General features: G+C 62.7%; 20 protein-coding genes and 1 tRNA gene. 8 read left to right on the top strand and 13 right to left on the bottom strand.

Going from position 1 to position 21,221, the window contains the following annotated elements:
- Positions 1–230 precede the first annotated feature (230 nt).
- The 4 genes from A985_RS0110380 (at position 231) to A985_RS0110365 (ending at position 5,272) form a co-directional block, all read left to right on the top strand.
- Positions 231–1,619: a GGDEF domain-containing protein gene (locus A985_RS0110380; RefSeq protein WP_369751569.1), complete on the top strand. Its 1,389-nt coding sequence runs from the start codon at positions 231–233 to the stop codon at positions 1,617–1,619.
- A gap of 34 nt (positions 1,620–1,653) precedes the next feature.
- Entirely contained in the window at positions 1,654–2,235 is a 582-nt protein-coding gene (locus A985_RS0110375; protein WP_017233337.1) for a TMEM175 family protein, read from the top strand.
- A gap of 67 nt (positions 2,236–2,302) precedes the next feature.
- Complete coding sequence (locus tag A985_RS0110370; RefSeq protein ID WP_017233336.1) at positions 2,303–2,521, top strand: RNA-binding S4 domain-containing protein; 219 nt, start codon at positions 2,303–2,305, stop codon at positions 2,519–2,521.
- Between the two features lie 120 nt (positions 2,522–2,641).
- Positions 2,642–5,272, top strand: a complete 2,631-nt coding sequence (locus tag A985_RS0110365; protein WP_017233335.1) for an EAL domain-containing protein — start codon at positions 2,642–2,644, stop codon at positions 5,270–5,272.
- 11 nt (positions 5,273–5,283) lie between these two features.
- Here A985_RS0110365 and A985_RS0110360 read toward each other — a convergent pair whose 3' ends face one another.
- Entirely contained in the window at positions 5,284–5,517 is a 234-nt protein-coding gene (locus tag A985_RS0110360) for a DUF3717 domain-containing protein (protein WP_017233334.1), read from the bottom strand.
- 387 nt (positions 5,518–5,904) lie between these two features.
- On the opposite strand from A985_RS0110360, the gene A985_RS0110355 reads away from it, so the two are divergent.
- The 4 genes from A985_RS0110355 (at position 5,905) to A985_RS0110340 (ending at position 7,858) form a co-directional block, all read left to right on the top strand.
- The gene (locus tag A985_RS0110355) at positions 5,905–6,309 is read left to right on the top strand and encodes a hypothetical protein (protein WP_157211417.1); all 405 of its coding nucleotides are present in this window, start codon (positions 5,905–5,907) and stop codon (positions 6,307–6,309) included.
- Between the two features lie 78 nt (positions 6,310–6,387).
- On the top strand, positions 6,388–6,714 hold the full coding sequence (locus A985_RS0110350; protein WP_017233332.1) for a hypothetical protein: 327 nt from the start codon (positions 6,388–6,390) through the stop codon (positions 6,712–6,714).
- Positions 6,715–7,161: 447 nt separating this feature from the next.
- A complete protein-coding gene (locus A985_RS0110345) occupies positions 7,162–7,473 on the top strand; it encodes a hypothetical protein (RefSeq protein ID WP_017233331.1) in 312 nt (103 codons plus the stop codon).
- Between the two features lie 190 nt (positions 7,474–7,663).
- On the top strand, positions 7,664–7,858 hold the full coding sequence (locus A985_RS0110340) for a rubredoxin (RefSeq protein ID WP_017233330.1): 195 nt from the start codon (positions 7,664–7,666) through the stop codon (positions 7,856–7,858).
- Positions 7,859–7,889: 31 nt separating this feature from the next.
- Here the strand turns inward: A985_RS0110340 and A985_RS0110335 are convergent, their stop codons facing one another.
- The 12 genes from A985_RS0110335 to A985_RS0110275 all read right to left on the bottom strand — a co-directional run bounded on the left by A985_RS0110335 (position 7,890) and on the right by A985_RS0110275 (position 21,203).
- Positions 7,890–8,132 (bottom strand): hypothetical protein, encoded by a 243-nt coding sequence (locus A985_RS0110335; protein ID WP_017233329.1) that lies wholly within the window; start codon positions 8,130–8,132, stop codon positions 7,890–7,892.
- A gap of 178 nt (positions 8,133–8,310) precedes the next feature.
- Positions 8,311–9,894, bottom strand: coding sequence for a sensor domain-containing diguanylate cyclase (locus tag A985_RS0110330; protein ID WP_083902261.1), 1,584 nt, complete (start codon positions 9,892–9,894; stop codon positions 8,311–8,313).
- Positions 9,895–10,358: 464 nt separating this feature from the next.
- Entirely contained in the window at positions 10,359–12,587 is a 2,229-nt protein-coding gene (locus A985_RS25010) for an EAL domain-containing protein (protein WP_017233327.1), read from the bottom strand.
- A gap of 453 nt (positions 12,588–13,040) precedes the next feature.
- The gene (locus tag A985_RS0110320) at positions 13,041–13,427 is read right to left on the bottom strand and encodes a MerR family transcriptional regulator (protein WP_017233326.1); all 387 of its coding nucleotides are present in this window, start codon (positions 13,425–13,427) and stop codon (positions 13,041–13,043) included.
- 79 nt (positions 13,428–13,506) lie between these two features.
- Positions 13,507–13,899 (bottom strand): integration host factor subunit alpha, encoded by a 393-nt coding sequence (locus tag A985_RS0110315; protein ID WP_017233325.1) that lies wholly within the window; start codon positions 13,897–13,899, stop codon positions 13,507–13,509.
- Between the two features lie 62 nt (positions 13,900–13,961).
- On the bottom strand, positions 13,962–16,400 hold the full coding sequence (pheT, locus tag A985_RS0110310; RefSeq protein WP_017233324.1) for a phenylalanine--tRNA ligase subunit beta: 2,439 nt from the start codon (positions 16,398–16,400) through the stop codon (positions 13,962–13,964).
- An 86-nt stretch (positions 16,401–16,486) separates the two neighbouring features.
- Positions 16,487–17,500, bottom strand: a complete 1,014-nt coding sequence (gene pheS / locus A985_RS0110305) for a phenylalanine--tRNA ligase subunit alpha (protein WP_017233323.1) — start codon at positions 17,498–17,500, stop codon at positions 16,487–16,489.
- A 151-nt stretch (positions 17,501–17,651) separates the two neighbouring features.
- The gene (gene rplT, locus A985_RS0110300; RefSeq protein ID WP_010806048.1) at positions 17,652–18,011 is read right to left on the bottom strand and encodes a 50S ribosomal protein L20; all 360 of its coding nucleotides are present in this window, start codon (positions 18,009–18,011) and stop codon (positions 17,652–17,654) included.
- A 25-nt stretch (positions 18,012–18,036) separates the two neighbouring features.
- On the bottom strand, positions 18,037–18,234 hold the full coding sequence (gene rpmI, locus A985_RS0110295) for a 50S ribosomal protein L35 (RefSeq protein WP_010806049.1): 198 nt from the start codon (positions 18,232–18,234) through the stop codon (positions 18,037–18,039).
- A gap of 176 nt (positions 18,235–18,410) precedes the next feature.
- On the bottom strand, positions 18,411–18,953 hold the full coding sequence (infC, locus tag A985_RS0110285) for a translation initiation factor IF-3 (protein ID WP_017233321.1): 543 nt from the start codon (positions 18,951–18,953) through the stop codon (positions 18,411–18,413).
- Between the two features lie 28 nt (positions 18,954–18,981).
- Positions 18,982–20,889, bottom strand: coding sequence for a threonine--tRNA ligase (thrS, locus tag A985_RS0110280; RefSeq protein ID WP_017233320.1), 1,908 nt, complete (start codon positions 20,887–20,889; stop codon positions 18,982–18,984).
- 237 nt (positions 20,890–21,126) lie between these two features.
- Positions 21,127–21,203: transfer RNA gene (locus A985_RS0110275), tRNA-Val, on the bottom strand.
- Between the last annotated feature and the right edge of the window lie 18 nt (positions 21,204–21,221).

The raw sequence follows: 21,221 nt of genomic DNA, 5'->3' as shown, positions 1-21,221 counted from the left end.
GGCAAGCGTCGCGTTCGTTGGGTTGCGTCGCGCCAGTATAGGGCTAGCGCGCATGTCGGGGATGGGGACTGGACTGGGACGAACGACTGCCATACTGCGCGCTGATCTGATCCGGCACGCGTTCCCCGCACCGTGCCGTTTATGCGGCCCGCAGCTCACCCTGCGGGTCGCCTTTTTCGGATCCCCGTTTTCGTCACCGGTGCCATCGGCAGGTTCTCGGCCACGCTATCATGGGCCAATTGCCATCACGCCTGTCATCCCGTTACGCCCGCCGAGTGCCCGCCATGACCGAACGCCTGCCCGTCGAACGCTCAAAAGCTTATCGTCTGCTCAATCACGGCCCGACCGTTCCCGTGGGAAGTGCGCACGACAGCGCCCATCGCAGCGCCGACGAGGTCACTCAAGCGATCGCGCAGACCGCCCACGCGCTCTGGCGCACACACGGCACGACGGGTTCCACGTCGTCGCATTTGCCAAGTGACGACAGGCGGGGCAGAATTGACGCCGTCACCGACATCATCGATCGAGAGTCGCCTTTGGCGTCCACCCATCGCGACATGACCGCATCCGAAGCCGACCTCCACGCATCGCATGCCCCCGCTTCCACGCCGCGGCATGGGCCGATACCCGACACGCCCGTTGACGAGGCCGAACGCCTCGCGGCGCTGCGTCGTTACGAAATTCTCGACACGCCACCCGAGCCCGCGTTCGATCGCATCGTGCGTCTTGCGTCTTATTTGTTCGGCGCACCGATGTCGCTCGTCTCGCTGATCGACGAGTCGCGCCAGTGGTTCAAGGCGCGCCAGGGCATCGACACGCCGCAGACCCCGCGCTCGATGGCCTTCTGCGCGCACGCGATTCTCGGCGACGATGTGCTCGTCGTGACCGACGCCCGTGCCGACCGGCGCTTCGCCGACAACCCGCTGGTCACGGGAGAACCCAACATCCGGTTCTACGCGGGCGCGCCGCTGCGCACGCCCGAAGGGCATCGCTTGGGCACCCTGTGCGTGATGGACCGCCGCCCCCGCACGCTCGACGACGAGAAACGCGCGCTGCTCGCGGATCTGTCGGCGCTCGTCGTCGACGCGCTCGAGCTGCGTCGCGTCAATCGAGTGCTTGGCGAGATGGCCATGCGCGACGCGCTGACCGGCGCACTCAACCGCCGCGCCTTCCTGATACAGGCCGAACGCCTGTTTTCCACCGCACGCGCTCAGCAACGCCGCTTATCCGTGCTGATGCTCGACCTCGACCATTTCAAGCGGATCAACGACGCGTGGGGCCATGCCATCGGCGATCGCGTCATCGTGGAGTTGACGCAGGTAGTGCGCGCCACGCTGCGCAAGGGCACGCCGATCGGCCGCCTGGGCGGCGAGGAGTTCGCGGTGCTGCTGCCCGAGGCCGACGCCCAACGCGCCATGCAGGCCGCCGAACGCCTGCTCGTCGCGATCGGCAACGCCAGCGTACCCGGCGGATCCAGCGACCCCATCCGCTTTTCCGTCAGCATCGGTATCGGCAGCCTCACCCCGGACGATGCCGAATTCGGCACCCTGCTGCAACGCGCCGACCGCGCGCTGTATGCGGCCAAACAGTCCGGGCGCAACCGCCTGGCCGTGATGTGACCCCCACCCGCGACCGACAACAACAACGAACACAATGGGCAAGAGCCGACTGGAAGCCTTCAGCGATGGCGTGATCGCCATCATCATCACGATCATGGTGCTGGAGATGAGAGCACCGCACGGCAGCGAGCTGTCCGATCTCCTGCCGGTCGCCCCAACGTTCCTCACCTACATCCTGAGCTACATCTACGTCGGCCTGTACTGGAACAACCATCACCACCTTTTCCATGTGGTTCAGCGAGTCTCGGGCAGCGTACTGTGGGCCAACCTGCATCTGCTGTTCTGGCTGTCGCTGGTGCCGTTCGTCACGCGCTGGCTCGGGGAGAACCATTTCACCGCCTGGCCGACGGCGCTCTACGGCGTGGTGCTGTTCATGGCGGCTGTGGCGTACTACCTCCTCACGCGAGCATTGCTCGCCGTGCATGGCGCAGGAGGAAATGCAAAGCTCGCCGCCGCCGTGGGGCGCGACGTCAAGGGCAAGCTGTCGGTCGTGGCCTACGCGCTGGCCATCGGACTGGCATTCGTGATGCCGGCACTCTCGCTCGTGCTCTATGCCGTGGTCGCCGCCGTCTGGCTGATCCCGGATCGCCGGATCGAACAGGTAATCGAGTCATAGGGCTGCGGACTCGCAAGCACGGTGGCAGTCGACGCGCATCGCGTTTTTACGTAGTATCCGGTCCATCATGCAAAACGTAACCTTTGAACTGACGGGCGAATTCGTCGCCCTGAACGACTTGCTCAAGCTCGCCGGCCTCGTGGATTCGGGCGGCGCGGGCAAAGTGATGGTAGCCAGCGGCGCGGTCAGCGTCGACGGACGGCAGGAGACCCGCAAGACCTGCAAGATCCGCGCCGGTCAGACCGTTTCGGTCGACGGTGTTCGCATTCGCGTCAAGGCGGCTTGATACCCGGTTTCCCCCATGTGAGCCTGCCCCCGCAGGCCGCTATACTTAAAAGCGGTTTTTGGCGTGTCAGCCCAAGTCACACCCGACAATGTCCACAGGACGTCCGAGGAGGCCGTTGCGATGGTCGTGCCCCGTTCACCGTCCGTCGCCGGCACCGCGCCGGGGCGCGAGGCGCTGCTCGCGGCGCTCGACCACTCGTTGGGCATGCTCACGCTCACGCCGGATGGCATCGTCGTCGATGTCAACGACAAGCTGCTCGGCATGTTCGGTTACGCGCGCGCCGACCTGCTTGGCCAGCCGCACGCACTACTGTGCGAACCCGGCGATCCCACATGCGGCAATGCCCTGGCCCACGTCGCCAGCACCCGGCGCTCGCACACCGGACAAGTTCGCCGTCGCCGCCGCGACGGTCGCCCGATCTGGCTCGAAGCCACTTACAACCCCGTCATCGACGACGACGGTAATCTCGCCTTCGTGATCAAGCTCGCCGTCGACGTGACCGCGCGCGTGGAGCGCCAGGCGGCCGACGACGCCCGCCTGCACCTGCTCTCGCTCGGCGTCGACGAGACCGACAACGCCGTGCTCATCACCGACGCACAGGGTTGCGTGTGCTACGTCAACGCCGGGTTCACGCGCATGTTCGGCTACGCTGCGAATGAGGTCGTCGGCCAGTCCACCCGGCTGCCGTTGGGGGAAACCGCGACGGGCGACGTCGCCGACAGTGCATCGGCCGTCGATATCAAGGAGGCCCTTGCGCATTGCCTCGTCGCCGCCCGCGACGGCCGCAGTTGCCACAGCGAAGTGCTCGTGCGCACGCTGCAGCGCCAGCCGCTGTGGGTCTCCGTCGTGACGAACCCGATGCTCGACGCGAACGGCAAACTCCTCAACGCCGTGGTGCTTTTCACCGACATCACGCAATCGAAGATTCAGGAAGTGCTGCAACACAAGGCGCTCGCCGCGATGGTGCGCGATGCGCCCCTCGTCGAAGTGCTCACGCTCATCTGCCGCGAACTGGAGCAGATCGCGCCCGAGGTCGTGGCCTCGGTGGTGCGGGTCGATTCGGAAGGCCGGTTGCGCCCGCAAGCGGGGCCAAGCCTGCCCGCGCAGTATCACAAGAACATCGAAGGCCTGGCCATTGGACCGAACGTAGGCACCTGCGGCTCGGCGGCGTTTCATGCGCGCCCGGTGATCGTGACCGACATTGCGAACGACCCGCGCTGGGCCGATTTCCGCGACATGGCGGCCGAATTCGGATTGGCCGCGTCGTGGGCCATGCCCATCATCGCGAACGACGGGCGGGTCCTCGGGGTGCTCGGTTTCTATTACCGCACGCCGCGCAGCCCCGACGCCCTGCATGAACGACTCGTCGACGTCTGCGTGCATCTGTGCAAGCTGGCCTTCGAGCGCGACGAGTCGCGCACGCGCATCCGCCAACTGGCGTTCTCGGACAACCTCACCGGCCTGCCCAATCGAAGCATGCTCGGCGTGCTCGCGGCACAAGCCATTGCCAGCGCGGCGGAGCTGAACGCGCGCATGGCCGTCATCTTCATCGACCTGGATCGCTTCAAGCAGGTCAACGACTCGCTCGGCCACCAGGCAGGCGACGCCCTGCTGCGCACGATCGCCCAGCGCTTGAGACGCTCGCTGCGCGGCGCCGATATCGTTGCGCGTCTGTCAGGCGACGAGTTCGTGGCCATGCTCACCGAGTGCGATCCCGAGCGACTCGATATTGCGCTCGAGCGCATGCGCAGCGCGTTGCGCGCGCCATGCCAGATCGATGGCGTGACGCTCGCACCGTCGGGCAGCTTCGGCATCAGTCTGTATCCGAATCACGGCAAGGAATTCGACATGCTTTTGCAGCGTGCAGACATGGCGATGTATCAGGCGAAGATGACCAGCCCGGGCAGCGTACGCGTCTATCACGAAGACATGAACATCCACGCGCAGGAGCGGCTCGAGCTGGAGACCGCCCTGCGCGACGCCCTGCGGCACGGCAAGCTCGCGCTTTTCTATCAGCCGCAGATCGATCTGTCCGACGACTCGGTCTACGGCGCCGAGGCCCTGACGCGCTGGACGCATCCGCAGTACGGCGACGTGTCGCCGTCGCGCTTCATTTCACTGGCCGAGGAGTGCGGCCTGATCGGGGAACTCGGCACCTGGACGCTGCGCGAGTCGTGTCGCCAGTTGGCGGATTGGCGCCGGCGAGGCGTAGGCATCGGCAATGTGTCGGTCAACCTGTCGCCCACCAACTTCCACGATCACAACCTGCCGCGTACGATTGCCGACGCGCTGGCCGATCACGATCTGCCACCATCGTGCCTCGCCATCGAGATCACGGAAAGCGTGTTGATGGACCACAATCCGACCACGCTGCGCATCATCGACGAAGTCCACGGCATGGGCGTGCGCCTGTCGATGGACGACTTTGGCACCGGCTACTCGAGTCTGGGTTATCTGCGCCGCCTGCCGGTCTCGGAGTTGAAACTCGACCGCAGCTTCGTCCATGACATTACCCGCGACGAAACGGTGCAGGCACTGACCAATGCCATCATCAGCATCGGTCGCAATCTGCGCCTGACGGTCGTGGCGGAAGGCGTCGAGGACGAAGCCCAGCGAGCGCTGCTCTTCGCGCAAGGGTATCGTGTCGCGCAAGGGTATCTGTTCTCCCCCGCCCTGTCGGCCGTCGACGTCGAACGCTGGCTCGAACAATGGTCGGCACGCCCTCCCTCACCGAACCCCGTCCCCGCCTGAAACATCGGGAATCACGGCGCGAGCCCGAGTTCCATCTGATGCAGGGCCGTCTCGATGGCCTGGCTCTGTTCGGCGTCGAGCGCGTCGGCGCCAATGCTCGTCTCACGGCGGTAGATCATCTGGCCATAAATGTTGGCCAGCGCGCGCGCCGACTGGCACAGCGACCAGTGGCTGTCGGCGGCCTGACGGCCCGTCCAGTAGTTGATCGCCTGCTCGATTTCGGCGATGGAATAGTTGGCTTTCATGAGAGGTTCTGTCTCGCCGCGAAGTGGAATACTGTGATTATATACAGTGGACAAGAAATCGGTAAGTTGCCCATGTCATGACCGGCATCGATCCAGATCGATTCGGGTCCGCGCATGCGTCGATTCTCAGGCGCGCGTTTCGGAACTGCAACACTTGATGCCGGGGCATCGCCACAAACGGTCCCGCATACCTCGACATTCTTCACAAAATCAACCACTTACCAGTTCCGGCACGATATTGGCTTCAGCTTCGTGAAAACGCCGTGCAGCCGCTTGCCATGCTCGCCCTGCTCGCGTCCCCAACGATCGCCCCGACGGAGCCGACCCATGCCGCCGAGACACGCTACGCCACCGGTTCTACCGGTTTTCCCATCCGCCGTGCGCCGCGTGATGCTGCTTCGGTTTGGCATCGTCGCACTCTGCGTGCTGATCGCATCCGGCGCACCACGGGTCCATGCGCAATCGGTGCCGCCCGCCGGCGCCGCACCCACCGATCCCTTTCATCAACCGTGTGTCGCCGTGCGCGCCTCGCCGGAAGCGTCCGCCCCGGGAGCACGCGGTATGCGCCACGGCGTCGCTGCCCTTCGGACCGTCGCGACGACACCGGCTGCAGGACGCGTGGTACGCAAGCAATACGTCGACCTCGACAACCGCTGCGCAACACCGCCCGCGTTCGCGCCGACGCGCGATGTCGACGCGACCTCCACCTGGCATGTGGACGCGCCGGCAGGCGACATGCACGCGGCCGCCAAGCCTTCCGGGACACACGCCTTGCGCGGTCTCGCGTCCTGAGCGGCGGCGCACGACGTTTGCTATCCTGCGTCTTTCGCACGCCCACGTCGTTGCGCCCCCAGAGTTTCCGGAACCTCAATGCCCGCCAACACGCCCAACAGGCCCGACACGCCCAACACTTCTGACAAGTCGCGCGGCACCCTCCGCTCGCCCGCCGACGGCATGCCTCCACCGGGCGCGTTGCCGCTCGCTTGGATCGGCTTGCTGGCCGCTGCCGCCTGGGTACTCAAAAGCCCACACCCCACGTGGGCCGTCGGTGTGATGTGTCTTTGCGCCGGCCTGATCTCATCGTTCGGCGCACGTCGCCGCGGACGCAGGGCATGGCCCGCCTTCTTCACCGGTCTGCTCCCCGTCGGCGTCGCGCTGTTCTTCGCGTTGCTGATGTTGCGCCCGCTGCTTCGTTGACAACGCCTCGTCAAGTGTTCGTGTGGCTTGCAAGCCATGACCGGCGAGCCCTTCTCGTTACGCACTCAACGACCGATGAGTTACCCACAGCTTCTGTGGATAACCCACTGGATAACTGGGCACTCGCCCGCCGAGACGCCCGCCGTTACACGCTGTCAAGAGGATTGCCCGTTTCAGCGTCAGCATTGGATAAATTTTTTAAGCTTGACGTTTCACCGCGCATCTGTGCGCAGGCAAAACCCTTTGACGTGAAGCAAGCCTGCGGAAAATCCCGCCGCAATTCGTGTGAAAAGCGGGGTCCCCGCACGCATGGAAGGGTTCGCAGCACAAGCGAATCGGCCTATGATGGAATTGCGCGATACCTCGCCATGCATGACTTGGGATCCTCGCCGGATCCGCACGTCAGTGGCCGCTTCGCTTTCCAGTAACCCCGGGAGAACGTCTCGTATGACCCAATCCGACAAGCCGTCCGTTACCTCCGCCTCATCACCTGTCGACGCGTCCACGACCGAAGCGGAGCGCGTCCATCTGGACGATCTGCTCGCGCGTCACTCGGTCACGGAAACGGTCGACCGCGCGTCCGTCATCGACTTGATCAACGAGTTGCGCTCGCCTGAAGTGAAAACGGCGGAAGACCGTGATCGGGTCGTCAAGGAAAGCCGCTTGTGGCGGGAAGTGTCGCACCGCGACACCGCCATTTCGCTGATCAATTCGCTCGCGCAGATGGCACCGATCTTTCTGAACCAGATTCACTGGTGATGCTTGTCGCGCCGGCCGTCGCCGGCGCGATGCGCCTTCTTTCGCTTCAATCCTGATTTGCACGCTTGCCGCGCCGATCCATTGATCTGGATTAACGTTGCGTGCGGACACCTTGGTGGGTGAGCGGGACCTTGCGCCGCGTGTGCCTTACAATGCGGGTCGCTTAAGCGCTTCCTGTTGACCCGACACCATGACGACCACGCTGAACACCTCGACCGACTTCAAGAACTGGATCTGCCTGATCTGCGGATGGATTTACAACGAAGCCGAAGGCGCACCGAACGACGGCCTTGCGGCCGGTACGCGCTGGGCCGACGTGCCCGCCGACTGGCGTTGCCCGGAATGCGATGTGGCGAAGGCGGATTTCGCGCTGTCCGAGTTCTGAGTGCGATAGCGCCCGCCCGATCGGTGCAGGCTCAGTGATGCCAGCCCCATCCGCGGCCCCGGCCGTGCCATCCGCGATCATAGCCACCGTCGTAATAGCCGCCCGATATCCCGAACGTCACGACCGGTGCGGGGGCAACCGCGTAGCCCGGCGCATAGCCATAACCGTCGTAATAGGCGTTGCCGTACGCCGGCGCGCCATAAGGCACGGCCACGCAACCGGCCATCATCAGGGCGACGGCAGCGCCGCCCGCCAGCCAAAGTAAGCGTTTCACGATGAAGTCTCCCGCATGAGCTGTTCGAGTCGTGCGCGAAACGGATCGACGCCAGCCCGTCAGCGGCTCATCGATTTTCGCAGCACCCGTTTGACTCGTTAGACAGGTATGTTCCCGCGAAATGCGTGATGGGGCACATCATCTTTGGTTACCAAATGTGACATCGGTAACCGTGCGATCAGAAAACCCAGCAGCGGTCGCGACCGGCACGTTTGGCGCGGTACAACGCCATGTCGGCTCGTTCGACCATGGTCATCGGCGAGTCGCCGTCCTGCCACTCCGTGATGCCGAAACTCGCCGAGAAACGCAGCGGCGGCTCACTGCCTTCCAACGATTCGCGCTTGCAGCGCTCACGAATGCGATCCGCCACGCGCAGTGCATCGCGCTCGCTCGCCCCCGGCAGCAGAATCGCGAACTCCTCGCCACCAATGCGGCCGATCAGGTCGTCGCCGCGCAATGTCGACGAGCACACCAGCACGAATCGGCACAGCACCTGATCGCCGATGGCATGCCCGTAAGTGTCGTTGATGGACTTGAAGAGATCGAGATCGGCCACGATAAGACTCATCGGCTCGTTCTTGCGTTGCGTGCTCTCCAGCAACCGCTCGAAGCGATGGAAGAAGTAGCGTCGCGTCAGGCTGCCCGTCAATTCGTCATAACTGGCTTCGAACGCCAGTTGATGATTGGCCGCGCGCAGCACCTCATTCGACTGACGGGCTTCGCGATGCTTCACACGCTCACGCCAATAAGTCCAGCCGGCGAGCGTTACGATGATGACGCCGCCCAGATACAGCAAGAAACACAACACCAGGTCCTTGGCATGCTCGCGCGTGAGTGCCTCCCAGGCGTCGACACCCTCCACCGCGTAGACGGTCAGGTCATTGCTCGAACTCGGACGCGACGTGATCACGAACGGCTTCCGGGACTCGTCGAATGCCGACATCCGGTCGAGCAATTCCTGAGGCACCCAGGCGTTCGAACGACCGGGGGCGCGCTTGAACGGGGAGATGGGCATGCGCGCGAAGTCGTCGTGCTGGTACAGCGCCATGCGCTCGGCCTCGGACAGCTTGCCCAGCTTGCCATCGAGCATGAAACGATCCTCGAAACGAGGGTCGTTCGCCATGATGACCACGCCATTGCCGTCAACGATGAACGACTCTCCGCTACCCACCCAATGACGCAATCGCGTGAGTCCGATCTTGGTCATCACGACACCGATCAGCGCGCCCTTGCGATACACCGGGGCGCTGAAATAAAGGCCGGGCGCCTGATGCTCCCAGCCTGCGGCATAACTCTCGAAACGTCCGCCCAACAAGGCATTCGTGACATAGGGCATGTTGGCCACGGACTGCCCGATCGGCGACGGCTCATCGCGGAAATTGCTTGCGGCCACGCACACGCCATGAGCGTCGATCAGCCACACCCGGTCAACGCCGAAGTATCCCTGAGCGCCTTGCAGAAATTCGTTGGCACGATCCACGGTCTCGGGCGCCGGGGCGTCGCCCCCCGTCGCTCGCAGCACGTCACGCAGCAAACCGACTTCCGCCAACGTGGCGGGGATGGCGCGCACCATCGCCAGATCCGTGTTGATGGCGTGAATCATGCCGTCGGCGACGCGGTCGGCCACCATTTGCCCCGCGTCAACGCTCTGAGCGAGCTTGTCGCCGACCAGCGACGTGGCAGTCCTGTCCGCCGCCATCCAGCAGGCGACCAGCACGCCAACCGAGACGCTGGCGGCATAAAGCCAATGTCTAATCCTCATCCGAAAATCAAACGCTCGTTCTAATATTATTCACTTCTTACGTTGGCGACGTATCCACTGCATTCGTGTTGCGCTTCTGTCATTTCCCCGGACAGAAGCCCTGGTCGCGGCTGACATTCTGAGTGCCAGCGAATTGCCGCCAATTCTGGTCTGCGCGTCGAACTCGTTCCCCCTTTTCCCCCTTTTTTGCGATCCACGGCGTGTCGCGCCACGCGCCTCCGGACCCTGGCTGCTCCGCATTGCCCACCCCGACAACGGCAGCCGCCCCCGCTCTCCAGCGCAGTGCGCGGCGCACGGCCACCCGCTCATGCCGCCCGACTTCATCACGACTACGACTGATTTTATCGCACGCCAACGATGAACTCGTACCGCCAAACATCAAATCACGAATTTATTACGATCACCGATTTAATCTATTAATTAGCCGAATACGTCGCTTGTTCGCATTGGTCAATGGGTCCGCTTTATTCGCAAATCCCCAAACGCGCGATGACCGAATCAATCTCTTCGATTTCCACCGGACGGGAGAATAGGTAACCCTGTGCGCACAGTGGCACGAAATGACGCAGCCAATCCAGTTGCCGCGCATTCTCGACGCCCTCGACAATCAGCTCGATACCCAGCGAACGCGCAATGTTGACGATGTTCGAGATCATCAGGCAAGAACGTGACGAATCGGGAATCGACTCCACGAACGAGCGATCGACCTTGAGCGTGTCGACAGGAAAACGTGTCAAGTAGGACAACGACGAGTATCCGGTACCGAAATCGTCAAGCGCAATGCGCACCCCGGCGCGCTTGAATTGCTTGATCTTCATCTCCACGAGCGCCGGATTCTTGACCATGACCGACTCGGTGACTTCCAGCTCAAGTCGATTCGGTTCGACGGCGTACGCCCTCATGAGACGCTCGACCAGCTCGCCAATGTCGCCGCGCCAGAACTGCACCGACGAGACATTGACGGCCAGTCGCAGCGACGCCATCGGCGTGCCTCGCCATGCCGCCAGTTGACGGCACGCCTGCGTCAGCACGAACTCGCCGATGGCCACGATCTGTCCGGTCGTCTCCGCCAGGGGAATGAACTCGCCCGCGCTCAGCACGCCGCGTTCCGGGTGACGCCAACGAATCAACGCCTCCATGCCGCGCACGCAATCGGACTCGAGCGCGACGATGGGTTGATAGGCGAGGAAAAACTCGCCGTTGACCAACGCCTGCTCCATTTGCCGCTCCCACACGACGAGCTGATGCGCCTGATACGTCATCTGCTGCGTATAGACGCGCACCACGCTCTTGCCGGCCTCCTTCGCAGAGTACATGGCGAGATCGGCCTTCTTGATGAGGTCGGCTTCGGTTTCCTCCGGTTTGGACCAGAAGGTCACCCCAATACTCGCGTGAAGCGCGAACGACGTGCCGTCCGCCACCATCGGCGACTTGAGGGTGGCGAGCAACGTCTCGCCCAGCGGCTCGGCGGCGTCGGTTGCGCCGTTGCCTGTGAGCAGCACCATGAATTCATCGCCGGCAAAGCGCGCCAGCATGGCCTCTGGTGGCATGCGCGGGGCAAAGCGCTCGGCCACCTGCCGGATGATCTCGTCACCCTGCGTATGACCCAACGTGTCGTTCACGCTCTTGAAATTATCGAGGTCGATGTGCAGCAGCGCCACCTTGCCGACCTGGTCGGGCACGGACAGCGCACGCCGCAACGCCTCCATGAGCGCATAGCGATTGGGAAGTCCGGTGAGCGCGTCGAACGAAATCAGTCGCGTGAGCTGCTGATCCCGTCCGATCAGCCGCTGCATCAGGTAGGCGATAAGCACGAAGAACACGATGAGCGCAACCGACACGAAGGTGGCCATCGTTAAATAAACCCGCGCGACATGCCGATGCTCGGTCAGCGCTTCATCCAGCGACAGTCCGACCTGAACGGCGAGCGGATAGTCCCGCAGATGGCGGTATGCCACGATACGTTCGATGCCATCGATGGGATCACGCTGGATACCGGAACGGCGTTGCGCTGCCGAGAACGGCGGCAATTCCCCCGTGCCGGCGATGGCAACGCCGGCGCCGGTGCTGCGCGCGAGCATGGCGTTGTCGTCGGCAATGACGGCGACCTCGCCGTATTGGCCCAGCACGGCGTTCGTGTAGAAGTCCGTGGTGAAGTAGTCTGGCGCCTGCGACACGATCACCACACCGGCGAAGCTACCATCGGGATGATTGAGCCGCCGGGTGAACTGAAGCACCCACTTGCGCGACACGCGCCCGAGCACCGGATGACTGATGAACAGGTTGTCGTTCGAGAGTTCCTGATGCACCCGGAAGTGCTCGCGGTCGGCGATGCTGATCCCAACGCCGCCGGCGATCGTCGTGGCCACGATGTTGCCGCTCGCATCGGCCAAACTGACCTGCACCATGAAGGGATCTTTGACCGTTCCTTCGGCGAGCGCTTGCTTCAGATCGAAGTGTCCGTGACGTCGCTCGAATTCGTATTTCACGAAACGCGTCAGTTGATCGACCTGACGGATGGCCCGCAACGTATGCTGCTCGAGTGCGGTCGTCACGGTCGACGCCGAGGCCGCGGCGTCGCGCAGAATTGCCTGACGCTCGATGGCGATGCGCCATAGCACCGCCGTCCAGACGAGGATCAGAATCAGGAGACCGAAAATCAGAATCGCGGCGATCGAGCGATGGGGCGTCATCCAACGCCCGTGTCGCGCTCCCGTTGTGCTCGGTTCCGCCATAGGTGGAGATCCTCTCAGCCTTTGTGCCAAAACGCGCAAAGATCGGTGTTGGCCCGGTCGTCAATAGGATCCAGCGGTCGTCGCCAACGGACGCCATGGTTTCCGGCAAGTGTAAGGCAATCGCGGCGCCCCCGGAAGTCGTTTGGCGTTTCCGCGTTCCGGCAGGGGGACGGGGTGGGCGCGAGCACCGCCCCACCCCACGGCGTGCCATATGTCGGATTACGGATATTTCGGCCACCGCCGCACTAGGAGAATCCCGAAGTTCGAGGCACGGTTCGAGGCGCGCCCCAGCAGCCGAATGCCACGGGATGCGTCACAAGCACTCGCTATCGCGTGGCTTCAGGCATTGACGGCAAAAGCGAAGACAGTGCAAGCGCACGAGGACCGCCACCACCGATGCGTACGCCTTGTTCAGGACTTGAGCAGATCGATGACCGCCTCCAGACGATGGCGTAAGTCAGCCACGTCGAGGGTCGTCTCGGGTTCGGTCAATGCGGCCGACTCGCCCCCGTGCCCCGCAGCCGCGCGGGCGCCACGCGGCGTGTCGGCATCGAGGCGATTGCGCGCACCATTGATGGTGAAGCCCTGCTCATAGAGCAACTCCCGGATACGCCGGATCAACAGGACTTCATGGTGTTGGTAGTACCGTCGATTACCGCGCCGCTTGACGGGGCGCAGTTGCGTGAACTCCTGCTCCCAATAGCGCAGTACATGCGGCTTGACGCCACACAGCTCACTCACCTCACCAATGGTGAAGTAACGCTTTGCGGGAATCGGCGGCAAGGCAACGTGATCCATCGCGGCGTTAGCGGAATGGGACGACGGTTAAACAGCGGAGGAAAACCCAACGGCCGCCACAGAAAGCGGCGGCCGGGAATCACTTGCCCAGCACGCCTGATTCCACCATCGACTTGAGTTTCTGGCTGGCGTGGAAGGTCACCACCCGACGCGCGGCGATCGGAATCGCCTGGCCGGTTTTCGGATTGCGGCCCGGTCGTTGCGGTTTGTCGCGCAACTGGAAATTGCCGAAGCCGGAGAGCTTGACGCTGTCGCCAGACTCAAGCGCATCGCGGATCGATTCAAAGAAGGCCTCGACCATATCCTTCGCTTCGCGCTTGTTCAGACCGACTTGCTCGAACAGCAACTCGGCCAGTTCGGCCTTGGTCAGCGTCGGTGCTTCGGTCGAGACCTCGTTCGTGTCGCTGCGACCCAGCGCGATGCGCTGCGCCGCGAGCATGGCTTCAAATTCACCAGGATTCATTTCGTTCATACGTCCCACGCGATGGCGATGACAGTGCGATAACCAACTCGCAAGCGGATGTTGACTGAGTTTCAGGCGCGCAAACGTGCGCCGAACCCTTCTACCCGTTGTACCAGTGCGTTGATGGCGCCCTGGACCGTCTCGTCTTGCAACGTACCCGAGGGGTCCTGCAGAGTAACACGAAACGCCACGCTTTTGTCCTGAGCCCCCAGCGAGCCCGAGGCTGCACCGGCCTTCGGACGGAACTCGTCGAACAGGCGAACCGATTGCACGACGCTGCATGCCGGATCGTCGTGACGCGCCGCCAGCATGGCGTCGATCAGCCCTTGCACCGGCTGCGCCTGATCCACCACCAGCGCGATGTCGCGCGTGACCGGCGGGAACTTCGAGATGTCCTCGTAGCTCGCGACGTCGCGCACCAGCAGCGCTTGCGCCTCGATCTCGAACAACACCGGCGCATGCGGCAGGTCGTACTTCTGTTGCCAGCGCGGATGCAGCTCGCCGATGATGCCGACACGCTTGCCATCGACTTCGATCGCCGCGCTGCGTCCCGGGTGCAACGCCGGGTGTTCGGCCTTCACGAAGCGTGCCGTGCGCGGGGACAACAGTGCTTCGAGATCGCCCTTCACGTCGAAGAAATCGACCTGACGCGTTGCCGCGCCCCATTGCTCGTCGAGCACCGGGCCATAGGCCAGCGCCGCGACCGTGAGCGGCTGACGGTAACCGCCAACGCTCAACTCGCCCGAGGCGACCGTATTGTCGCGATGGTAAGTACGGCCAATTTCGAATACGCGTACACGCGACGCCTTGCGATTCAGGTTGTAGCGCGTGCTCGCGATCAGGCTGCCGATAAGCGTCGAGCGCATCACCGCCAGGTGGCTGGCGATCGGATTGAGCAGCTTGATGGGGTGATCGTTGCCGGCGAAATCGGCTTCCCACTCCACGTCGACGAAGCTGAAGCCAACCGTCTCGTGATAATCGCGCGCCGCCACGGCGTGACGCAACGCGTGTTGCGAGCGGCGGCCTTCCTGCGTCGGGCGCATTTCGCTTGCGGCGACCGGCGGATTGGCCGGAATGCGATCGAAACCGTAGATGCGGGCAATCTCTTCGATCAGATCTTCTTCGATTTCGATGTCGAAACGATACGACGGCGGCGTGACGCTGAACACGCCATTCTGAAAGGTGAAAGGCAGACCCAGGCGCGTGAAGATCGCGCTCATCTCCGCCTCGGAAACCGGCACGCCCAGAATCTTGACGGCACGTGCGACACGCAGGGTCACGGGCTGACGCTCGGGCAACTGTGCGATCTGGTCTTCAAGCGGACCGGCCTGGCCGCCGCAGATGTCCAGCACCAGTTGCGTGGCCCGCTCGAGGGCGCGCCCATTGCCGGCGAAGTCGACGCCGCGCTCGAAGCGGTGCGAGGCATCGCTTGTGAAGTTGTACTTGCGAGCCCGGCCCTGAATCGCCTGCGGAAAGAAGAACGCGCCTTCGAGGAAGATATTTTGCGTGTCCAGACCCGCCTTGGTCGAGTCGCCGCCCATGATGCCGGCAAGTCCGATCGGACCGCTGGCGTCGGTGATGGCGAGCACATTCTCGTCGAGCGTGACGGTCTGTTCGTTGAGCAGCTTGAGCGTTTCGCCCGCCCGCCCGAAGCGCACGTCGATCCCCCCTTGCAGGCGGTTCAGGTCGTAGACGTGCAGCGGCTGGCCCAATTCGAGCATCACGTAGTTGGTGATGTCGACCAGCGCGGAGATGCTGCGCTGACCGGCGCGCTCAAGGCGCTCGACCATCCAGCGCGGCGACGCCGCGGCAGCGTTCACATTGCGGATGATTCGGCCGCCGAAGCGCCCGCAACCTTCCGGCGAGCTGATGCGTACCGGCAGCGTGTCGGCGATCGTCGCGGGCTGAGCGCCCTGCCCCGGCAAGTCCTTGAGCGGCGCGCCGGTAATGGCCGCGACTTCGCGGGCGATACCCAGCAGCGACAGGCAATCCGCTTTGTTCGGCGTGAGCTTGACGACGAACACCGTATCGTCGAGATCGAGATACTCGCGGATGCTCATGCCGACCGGCGCGTCGTCCGGCAGGATCATCAGACCGCCGTGGTCTTCCGAGAGCTTCAGTTCGCGCGCCGAGCACAGCATGCCGAAACTCTGCACGCCGCGCAGCTTGCCGATCTTGATCTGGAACGGGGCGCCGCCGGCCTCGGCCGGGGGCAATGCCGCACCCACGGTCGCGCACGGCACCTTGATGCCCGGCGCCACGTTGGGGGCGCCACACACGATGGTGAGCGTCTCGCCGGTACCGGCGTCGACCTGGCAGACGTTCAGACGGTCAGCGTCCGGATGCCGGGCGACGTCGAGCACCTTGGCCACGACCACACCGGTAAACGGCGGGGCGACCGGGTCGGTTTCCTCGACTTCGAGCCCGGACATCGTCAGGGCATGCGCCAACGCGTCCGTCGACAAATCCGGGTCGACCAGGGTACGCAGCCACGATTCAGAGAATTGCATGGATCAGTTCGCTCGCAGTTAAGTCTTCACTTCCGAGAGCCCGGCGGCAGCGGCTTCGCGCGCCAGTCCGGGGCCGTCGGCATCGATTACATGAATTGGCGCAGGAAGCGCAGGTCGTTCTCGTAGAACAGTCGCAGATCCTGCACGCCGTAGCGCAGCATCGTCAGACGCTCCAGACCCGAACCGAACGCGAAGCCGATATAACGCTCCGGGTCGAGTCCCATGTTGCGCACGACCGTCGGATGCACCTGCCCGGACCCCGAGATCTCCAGCCACTTGCCGGCGTTCTTGCCCGTTTCGAACTGCATGTCGATTTCAGCGGACGGCTCGGTGAACGGGAAATACGACGGGCGGAAACGCACCTGAATGTCGTCGCGTTCGAAGAACTTGCGCAGGAAATCGGTGTACACCCCCTTCAGGTCGGCGAAGCTGATGTCTTCGGCAATCCACAGGCCCTCGACCTGATGAAACATCGGCGAGTGCGTGGCATCCGAATCCACGCGATACGTGCGGCCCGGCGCGATCACCTTGATCGGCGGCTTGTTCATGCGCGCGTAACGCACCTGCATCGGGCTCGTGTGCGTGCGCAGCAGCAGCGGCTTGCCGGCGTCGTCGTTCCCTTCGATGTAGAACGTGTCTTGCATCGAGCGGGCGGGGTGGTTCTCCGGGCTGTTCAGTGCCGTGAAGTTGAACCAGTCGGTTTCGATTTCGGGGCCGTCGGCCACGTCGAAACCAATGGAACGGAAAATCTGTTCAACGCGCTCCCAGGTGGTGAGCACGGGGTGCAGGCTGCCAGCGCCCAAGCCTCGGCCGGGCAGCGTGACGTCAACGGCCTCGGCCGACAAGCGCGCGTCGAGCAGCGCGTCGGCCATGGCCTGGCGGCGCGCCTGCAGGGCGCCTTCGATCTGTTGCTTGGCCGCGTTGATCCGTGCGCCTTCATGCTTGCGCGCGTCGGGATCAAGCTTGCCGAGGCCCTTGAGCAACTCGGTCAGTTGGCCGGTCTTGCCGAGAAAGCGGGCTTTCTCGTTTTCCAGCGCGGCGGCGTCGGGAGCGGCGGCGAACGCACGCTGCGCTTCGCTGACGATAAGTTCCAGATCCATATGCTACAGACTCAAGTTAGGCGGTCGGAATGGCCGCAGATGCCAGCGAAAAAACCAGCGAAAAGGCATGCGAAAAACAAAAGGGGGCTCCGATGAGAGCCCCCTCCTGGCGAATGGCGCGCGGTAAAGCGCGCGATACGCTAACTACAGCTTAGGCTGCGACGGCGGCTTTCACCTGGGCGACAATCGCGGCAAACGCCGGCTTGTCGTTGATGGCCATGTCGGACAGCACCTTGCGGTCGAGTTCGATCGAGGCCTTTTTCAGACCAGCGATGAACACGCTGTAGGTCATACCGTGCTGACGCACACCTGCATTGATACGCGCAATCCACAAGGCGCGGAACACGCGCTTCTTGTTACGGCGATCGCGATAGGCGTACTGCCCAGCGCGCATGACCGCTTGCTTGGCGATGCGGAAGACGTTATTGCGGCGGCCGCGGAAACCCTTGGCAGCAGCGATGACTTTCTTATGGCGGGCCCGTGCGGTGACCCCACGTTTGACTCGAGGCATGTTTCTCTCCTATCTAAGTCGGGGTTTAAGCGAAGGGCAGCATTGCGCGTACGGAGTTCAGATCAGACTCATGAACGCCGACGGCACCGCGCAGGTGACGCTTATTCTTGGTGGTCTTCTTCGTCAAAATGTGACGCTTGAAAGCCTGACCACGCTTAACGGTACCGCCAGGCCGCACGCGAAAGCGCTTCTTGGCACCGCTCTTGGTTTTCATCTTAGGCATGAAAAACTCCGAGTTTTTAACATGATCACAGGTGTGACGCCAAAATCGCGCCCCTTGTAGAACCCGAGACCACTTGTATTCAGGGTCAGACAGCACCCTGCATCACTGCCATGGCCTTGCGGGCCACGGCGGCAATTCCTTGCAGCCCGGCGGTATCGATCGATACCGCCACGGCGTTACTTCTTTTTCGGCGCGATGACCATGATCATCTGACGGCCTTCCATCTTCGGCATCTGTTCCGGCTGGCCGACCTCTTCGAGATCGGACTTCAGACGTTCCAGCATACGCGCGCCGATTTCCTGGTGAGCCATCTCACGGCCGCGGAAACGCAGCGTGATCTTGGTCTTGTCGCCTTCTTCGAGGAACCGCTTCAAATTGCGCAACTTGACGTTGTAGTCGCCGTCGTCGGTGCCAGGCCGGAATTTGACTTCCTTGATCTGAACAACCTTCTGCTTCAGCTTGTTCTCGTGCGCTTTCTTCTGTTCCTGATACTTGAACTTGCCATAGTCCATCAGGCGGCACACCGGCGGCTGCGCCTGCGGCGCGATTTCCACCAGATCGACGTCGGCCTCTTCGGACAGACGGAAAGCCTCGGCGAGTTTCAAGATGCCGAGCTGTTCCCCGTCGACCCCGGTTAGACGCACTTCAGGCGCAGTGATTTCGCCATTGATGCGATGCGCTTTATCGGTAGCGATGTTGCTTATCCTCGAAAAAAACAAAAAATTTAGCCGCGCGGTCCGACAGGCGTTATTGGAACGTTGCGCATTCCTGCGCCAGACGTTCGATGAGCGCGTCAACGGGCATCACACCCAGATCCACGCCGCCACGGGCACGCACGGCTACCGTATTCGCTTCCTGCTCTTTATCCCCTACAACAACAAGGTAAGGGACCTTCTGCAAGGAATGCTCGCGTATTTTATAGCTAATTTTCTCGTTGCGCAAATCGCTGCGAGCCCTAAGCCCTTGTTCTTTCAACTTTTTCGTCACTGCCTGGGCATAATCGGCCGTTTTTTCAGACACATTCAGCACAATGACCTGTTCCGGCGCGAGCCAGACCGGCATTGCACCAGCATGGTGCTCGATCAAAATACCGATAAACCGCTCGAGCGACCCCAGGATGGCCCGGTGCAGCATGACCGGACGGCGGCGGCTGTTGTCCTCCGCCACATATTCGGCATCCAGGCGCTCCGGCATCGAGAAATCGACCTGCATCGTGCCGCACTGCCACTGACGGCCAAGCGCGTCCTTGAGCGTGTATTCGATCTTCGGGCCGTAAAACGCCCCGTCGCCCTCCGCGATCACGAATTCGCAGTTCGAACGACGCAGCGACTCCATCAGCGCAAATTCGGCCTTGTCCCAGTTCTCGTCCGAACCCACACGATGCTCAGGGCGCGTCGCGACCTTGTAAATCATGTCCGTGAAGCCGAAATCCTTGTACACGGCATGCAGCAGCGCCGTGTAATTCACGCACTCGTCAAGAATCTGGTCTTCCGTACAGAAAATGTGACCGTCGTCCTGCGTGAAGCCGCGCACGCGCATCAGCCCGTGCAGGCCGCCCGACGGCTCGTTGCGATGACATTGACCGAACTCGCCGTAGCGCAGCGGCAAATCGCGATAGCTGTGCAGCGCCGAGTTGAAAATCAGCACATGGCCCGGACAGTTCATCGGCTTGAGCGCATACGCGCGATTTTCCGATTCCGTCGTGAACATGTTGTCCTTGTAGTTCTCCCAGTGGCCCGACTTCTCCCAGAGCGCACGGTCGAGAATCTGCGGACCCTTCACTTCCTGATAGCCGTGATTGCGATAGACGCGGCGCATGTATTGCTCAACCTGCTGCCAGAGCGTCCAGCCCTTCGGGTGCCAGAAGACGAGGCCAGGCGCCTCCTCCTGCATGTGGAAGAAGTCCAGCGCACGGCCGAGCTTGCGGTGATCGCGCTTTTCCGCCTCTTCGAGCATGTGCAGATAGGCATCCTGGTCTTCCTTTTTCGTCCAGGCCGTGCCGTAAATGCGCTGAAGCTGCTCGTTCTTGGCGTCGCCGCGCCAGTAGGCACCCGCGACCTTCATCAGCTTGAAGACTTTGAGCTTGCCCGTCGACGGCACGTGCGGTCCTCGGCAAAGATCGACGAACTTGCCTTCGCGATACAGGCCGATCTCGTCCGTCGCCGGAATCGATTCGATGATCTCGGCCTTGTACTTCTCCCCCATCGACAGGAACAGACGCACGGCGTCGTCGCGCGAGAGCACTTCGCGCGTGACCGGCTCGTCTTTCCTGGCCAGCTCGTGCATCTTCTTCTCGATGGCATCGAGATCTTCCGGCGTGAAGGCGCGGTGGAACGCGAAGTCGTAATAGAAGCCGTTTTCGATGACCGGGCCGATCGTGACCTGCGCTTCAGGGAACAACTCCTTGACGGCGTAGGCCAGCAAGTGAGCCGTCGAGTGACGAATGACGTCGAGGCCATCGGCGTCCTTGTCCGTGACGATGGCGAGACTCACATCGCGCTCGATCAGATAGGACGTATCGACCAGCTTGCCGTCGACGCGGCCGGCCAGGGCAGCCTTGGCCAGCCCCGTGCCGATCGAGCCGGCGACTTGCGCCACCGTGAGCGGGCCTTCGTACTGGCGTTGCGAGCCGTCAGGCAAACGTACCGAAATCATGTCGCACTCCCATGCGCAAAAGCATCACGCGCGGCCAACGCCACGCGGCAAAACCACGAAAAAAAACGGCCTCGACTGTCGTCGAGGCCGTCTCTTCATTCCTTGCATCCAGACGAAAAACACCCTCGACTTAACGTCGCACCTTCACCACTGTGAAAGTTCGGGCCGTCTTCAACATGAGTGTTTTCCAGCGTCTGTGTCTGCGGGGTCTCGCGGACTGTCATGCATCAAATTCGTTGGTAGGCTCGATTGGACTCGAACCAACGACCCCCACCATGTCAAGGTGGTGCTCTAACCAGCTGAGCTACGAGCCTACTACAAGAGAACGAGAT

It is taken from the genome of Pandoraea sp. B-6, from assembly GCF_000282835.1.
GTDB lineage: Bacteria > Pseudomonadota > Gammaproteobacteria > Burkholderiales > Burkholderiaceae > Pandoraea > Pandoraea cepalis.
The sequence above is the reverse complement of the archived record's forward strand: the minus strand, read 5'-3'. Positions and strand labels throughout refer to the sequence as shown.

Bases quoted from the DNA above. Each gene is read 5' to 3' on its own strand.
- A985_RS0110380 (WP_369751569.1), top strand. From the start codon at position 231: ATGGGCCAATTGCCATCACGCCTGTCATCCCGTTACGCCCGCCGAGTG.
- A985_RS0110375 (WP_017233337.1), top strand. From the start codon at position 1,654: ATGGGCAAGAGCCGACTGGAAGCCTTCAGCGATGGCGTGATCGCCATC.
- A985_RS0110370 (WP_017233336.1), top strand. From the start codon at position 2,303: ATGCAAAACGTAACCTTTGAACTGACGGGCGAATTCGTCGCCCTGAAC.
- A985_RS0110365 (WP_017233335.1), top strand. From the start codon at position 2,642: ATGGTCGTGCCCCGTTCACCGTCCGTCGCCGGCACCGCGCCGGGGCGC.
- A985_RS0110360 (WP_017233334.1), bottom strand. From the start codon at position 5,517: ATGAAAGCCAACTATTCCATCGCCGAAATCGAGCAGGCGATCAACTAC.
- A985_RS0110350 (WP_017233332.1), top strand. From the start codon at position 6,388: ATGCCCGCCAACACGCCCAACAGGCCCGACACGCCCAACACTTCTGAC.
- A985_RS0110345 (WP_017233331.1), top strand. From the start codon at position 7,162: ATGACCCAATCCGACAAGCCGTCCGTTACCTCCGCCTCATCACCTGTC.
- A985_RS0110340 (WP_017233330.1), top strand. From the start codon at position 7,664: ATGACGACCACGCTGAACACCTCGACCGACTTCAAGAACTGGATCTGC.
- A985_RS0110330 (WP_083902261.1), bottom strand. From the start codon at position 9,894: ATGAGGATTAGACATTGGCTTTATGCCGCCAGCGTCTCGGTTGGCGTG.
- A985_RS25010 (WP_017233327.1), bottom strand. From the start codon at position 12,587: ATGACGCCCCATCGCTCGATCGCCGCGATTCTGATTTTCGGTCTCCTG.
- A985_RS0110320 (WP_017233326.1), bottom strand. From the start codon at position 13,427: ATGGATCACGTTGCCTTGCCGCCGATTCCCGCAAAGCGTTACTTCACC.
- A985_RS0110315 (WP_017233325.1), bottom strand. From the start codon at position 13,899: ATGAACGAAATGAATCCTGGTGAATTTGAAGCCATGCTCGCGGCGCAG.
- pheT (WP_017233324.1), bottom strand. From the start codon at position 16,400: ATGCAATTCTCTGAATCGTGGCTGCGTACCCTGGTCGACCCGGATTTG.
- pheS (WP_017233323.1), bottom strand. From the start codon at position 17,500: ATGGATCTGGAACTTATCGTCAGCGAAGCGCAGCGTGCGTTCGCCGCC.
- rplT (WP_010806048.1), bottom strand. From the start codon at position 18,011: ATGCCTCGAGTCAAACGTGGGGTCACCGCACGGGCCCGCCATAAGAAA.
- rpmI (WP_010806049.1), bottom strand. From the start codon at position 18,234: ATGCCTAAGATGAAAACCAAGAGCGGTGCCAAGAAGCGCTTTCGCGTG.
- thrS (WP_017233320.1), bottom strand. From the start codon at position 20,889: ATGATTTCGGTACGTTTGCCTGACGGCTCGCAACGCCAGTACGAAGGC.